The sequence below is a fragment of the Pseudomonas sp. P5_B2 genome (assembly GCF_056400445.1).
The window spans coordinates 1-3,579 of record NZ_JBFULH010000428.1 but is presented as its reverse complement, the minus strand read 5'-3'; the positions used below and the strand labels follow the sequence as shown (position 1 = coordinate 3,579).

4 protein-coding genes are annotated in these 3,579 nt (G+C 56.6%); 1 reads left to right on the top strand and 3 read right to left on the bottom strand.

Features of this window, described 5'->3' with window-relative positions:
* Window positions 1-248: 248 nt before the first annotated feature.
* The 3 genes from AC1DRJ_RS21810 to AC1DRJ_RS21800 form a co-directional block, all read right to left on the bottom strand.
* Window positions 249-1,190, bottom strand: coding sequence for an AraC family transcriptional regulator (locus AC1DRJ_RS21810; RefSeq protein ID WP_477803964.1), 942 nt, complete (start codon window positions 1,188-1,190; stop codon window positions 249-251).
* Window positions 1,191-1,217: 27 nt separating this feature from the next.
* Entirely contained in the window at window positions 1,218-2,051 is an 834-nt protein-coding gene (locus tag AC1DRJ_RS21805) for an oxidoreductase (protein WP_477803963.1), read from the bottom strand.
* Between the two features lie 367 nt (window positions 2,052-2,418).
* A complete protein-coding gene (locus tag AC1DRJ_RS21800) occupies window positions 2,419-3,336 on the bottom strand; it encodes a LysR family transcriptional regulator (RefSeq protein ID WP_477803962.1) in 918 nt (305 codons plus the stop codon).
* Between the two features lie 125 nt (window positions 3,337-3,461).
* Here AC1DRJ_RS21800 and AC1DRJ_RS21795 point away from each other — a divergent pair.
* The coding region (locus AC1DRJ_RS21795; RefSeq protein WP_477803965.1) for a LamB/YcsF family protein at window positions 3,462-3,579 on the top strand (118 nt) is incomplete at its 3' end.

Below are 3,579 nucleotides of genomic sequence, written 5' to 3'. Positions count from 1 at the left end.
CGCTTTCGCCTGCCGATTTCGCAGGTAACGCACGCAACTCTCAGTTTTTGACGTACTCAGTGCGTTTTCACACAGCCTGGACCAAAAGCGGACGTTCCGAGTAAGGGAAATAAATCTGTCCCCTTTCTCCACTCTTTCTCCACTTTCTCCAGTCCTCTTTCTCCGCAGACTGAAACAACTCGGCGTTTCCGCCGCGCGTATTCTGATCGAAACCTACAGGTGCCGGGCAAGACAAGACTGTTTGAAGATCAGTGTGATGACACGAAGGGCGACGGGGTGGTCGGTGCCGGCAAAGCATAGGTTCGTTTCATCCACGCCACCTCCGCTATCGGTGTGCGGCCGAAGAGGCGCTTGAAGTCGCGGCTAAATTGCGAAGCACTTTCATAGCCCACCAGAAATGCCGATTTGGCTGCTGTCAGGTCGTTACGCAGCATTAGTAATCGCGCTTGATGCAACCGTGTCGACTTGAGGTACTGCATAGGCGAAGTATCGGTCACCTTGCGAAAATGCAGATGAAAGTTGGGCACGCTCATCTGTGCTTCCTTTGCCAGGGCTTCTACGTCCAGATGCTCCTGGTAACAGTTGTGAATTTTGTGAATGGCGCGCGTCACCTTGCCGAACTGGCCCTGCTGGGCGATGGCCGCGCGTAGAGTACCGCCTTGTTCGCCGGTGAGGATGCGGTAGTAGAGTTCGCGCAGCATCGCCGGGCCGAGAATTAGCGCGTCGGTTCGGTCGCCCATGACTTCCAGAAAACGCAGGGTCGACTGGCGCAGCTGTTCGTCCATAGGCGAGGCGTACACGCCCATAGGCTGAGCCGCGCTGAAGTTCCAAATCTCATCCACCTGTTGAATCAGCTCGCCGGCCAGAGTGAAATCCAGACGCAGGTACACCGCGAGCATTGGCTGCGCCTCGCTAGCCTCGGTCTCCATCGTAAAGGGCACCGGCACCGACACCACCAGATAATGCTGGGTGTCATAGACGTAAACTTCATCACCCAGATAGCCGCGTTTGCGCCCCTGACAGAGGATGACGATGCCCGGTTCATACAAAACTGGCGTGCGCGTCAACGGTCGGTTGGAACGCAAAAAACGCACATCATCCAGCGGGCTCAGGTTATAACCCTCCAGCGGCGCAAGCTGGCCCATCAACTGCACCATACGCGCTGTGTTCGAGTCCTTAGGTTTGGGCATCGACTGCACACTCTCCACATTTTTTGCTCAGCCATCGGTAGAACAGCTAAGCGTCTCCCATTGCTTAATACTCTCCGCCGTCCGGTGCAGCTTGTCACGCACCAGGGCCAGGGCGTCGCTGCCCAGCAGCAGGTGAGCCGGTGGGGTGGGGCTGGCGATAATCGACAGCATGGCGCGTGCGGCTTTCTGCGGGTCGCCCAGTTGATGGCCGCTTTTTTCCTCACGGGCTTTGCGCACCGGATCGAAGCTCGCATCGTAGTCACTGATACTGCGCGGCGTACGCTGCATCGAACGGCCCGCCCAGTCTGTGCGAAACGACCCTGGTGCCACGGCCGTGACAAATATATTGAAGGGTGCAAGCTCCTTGCTCAACGTGTCAGAGATGCCCTCCAGCGCAAATTTGCTACCGCAGTAATACGCAATGCCTGGCATGGTGATATAGCCGCCCATGGAAGTGATATTGAGGATATGCCCTACCCGCCGCTGGCGAAAATACGGCACAAACGCCTTGGTCATCGCCACTGCACCAAATACATTTACGTCGAACTGGCGGCGCATTTCCTCCAACGACGACTCCTCGAAAATCCCCTCGTGGCCATAACCCGCGTTGTTTACCAGCACATCCACCGGGCCGTGCTGGGCCTCAACAGCGGCGACCACCGCGTCGATGGCATTGAAGTGGGTAACGTCCAGCACCACGCCATGGGCCCGCTCAGGCGAGAGCGCCTCGAAGGTTGCCAGAGAGGATTCGCTGCGAACAGTGCCAATCACTCGATGCCCCTGGGCGAGAGCTTCCTTAGCCAGGGCCCGGCCAAAGCCACTGCTGACGCCGGTGATAAAGAGGGTTTTTTCTGCACACATGGGGCGCTTTCCTGAAGATATAAGGTAAGGCCATGCTAGGGTTTGGAGTGATGGGGGACGATGCCGGATTGGATTTGAGTATTGCCTAATCCTATCTGGGTGGTCGGTGGGCACGTGGCACCTGAACTCTGGTGACAAAAAAAGAGACCAAAGGAAGAAGGGGCGGATTTATATGCCTTGGTATAAACGTAGGCTGTGTCCGAGATTTTTTTCGATCACGAACATCAGCTTCGGGTCGTTTTTTGCCTCTCGCGACAGGCCCAAATAGAGCCGTGCTGGACAGTTTACCGCTACTTCTTCAACCGCCGAAAAATGTCCGTTTACGAGGTCACGCTGGCGGGTTTTTTGTCCATCGCTTTCGTTGCTTTCATCGTCGAGCGGAATGTTGCTGGGGTGCCAAGAATGCGTCGTGGAAGTAGTTTCGAAAAGCCTGCATCGCCGGGCTGAATTCCCGTTCGCGGTGCCACGCCAAGCCGACGCTCATCGGCGTCACCTTATCGGTGATCGACACTGTCTCGATGCGCTTGCCTTCCAGCGACCATGGGCGGTGCACCAGGTCCGAAAGGATCGCCACGCCGCTGCCATTGGCAACCATGCTGCGCACCGCTTCCACGGAACTGGTGCGCACCCGTACGTTGGGCTGCTGATGCGCATGTTCCCAGTACCGCTTGGCGCTTTGTTCAGCTTCGTCGACGGTCAGCAGGATGTAGGGCTCTTTCGCGACGTCGGCGAGGCTGACTGACGAGCGTTCGCACAGTGGATGGTGGCTGGGTAGCCATAACCGACGTTCAGAGTTGAAGAGAATCTCAGACACGATGTCCGGGTGCGTGAGGTTGGCGGTAAGTACCACGGCCATATCAAAGCGACCTTCCAGCAGGCCTTGTTCAATGGCTTGCCGCTCTTGTTCGTGGACTTCGATGGTCACGTCCGGATGCCAGTGTTCCAGCCGCTGCAAATGGTGCGGCAGGAAATAACCGATCACCGTGTAGCTCGCCGCCAACCTCAAAACGCCGCTGGCGCGGATGTCCGGCAACGGGCTGTTCAACGCGTCATCGACGCTGCGCAAAATCACGTAGGCCCGATTCAAAAAGTGTCGTCCTGCATCGGTCAGGCTCATGCCCTGCGCCGAACGTTGGAACAACAAAGTGCCGATGATGCCTTCCAGCTCTTTGATCGCCGTGGTCACTGCCGACTGAGAAATATTCAAGTGAAGCGCAGCTTGAGAGATTTGCCCTATTTCGGCGGTGGCGACGAAATAGCGGACTTGGCGCAGGGTCAGTGACATGAACACTCCGGACAATGATGTATCTGTTTTTCAGAAGATACCCTATCTGATAATAGATCTTCCCAAGGGGAGGGCGGGAATCTAATTTGGCCTGTATGAAGTCACAAGCGTCGGGAGCAACCGTCATGCAGGCAGTAGATTTCAACTCGGACATGGGCGAAGGTTTTGGCCCCTGGACCATCGGCGATGGCGTCGACAATGAGCTGATGGGCTTTATCAGTTCGGCCAATATCGCCAATATCG

What these genes read in the sequence shown, in the direction of transcription:
- AC1DRJ_RS21810 (WP_477803964.1), bottom strand. Translation starts at nt 1,190, where the DNA reads ATGCCCAAACCTAAGGACTCGAACACAGCGCGTATGGTGCAGTTGATG.
- AC1DRJ_RS21805 (WP_477803963.1), bottom strand. Translation starts at nt 2,051, where the DNA reads ATGTGTGCAGAAAAAACCCTCTTTATCACCGGCGTCAGCAGTGGCTTT.
- AC1DRJ_RS21800 (WP_477803962.1), bottom strand. Translation starts at nt 3,336, where the DNA reads ATGTCACTGACCCTGCGCCAAGTCCGCTATTTCGTCGCCACCGCCGAA.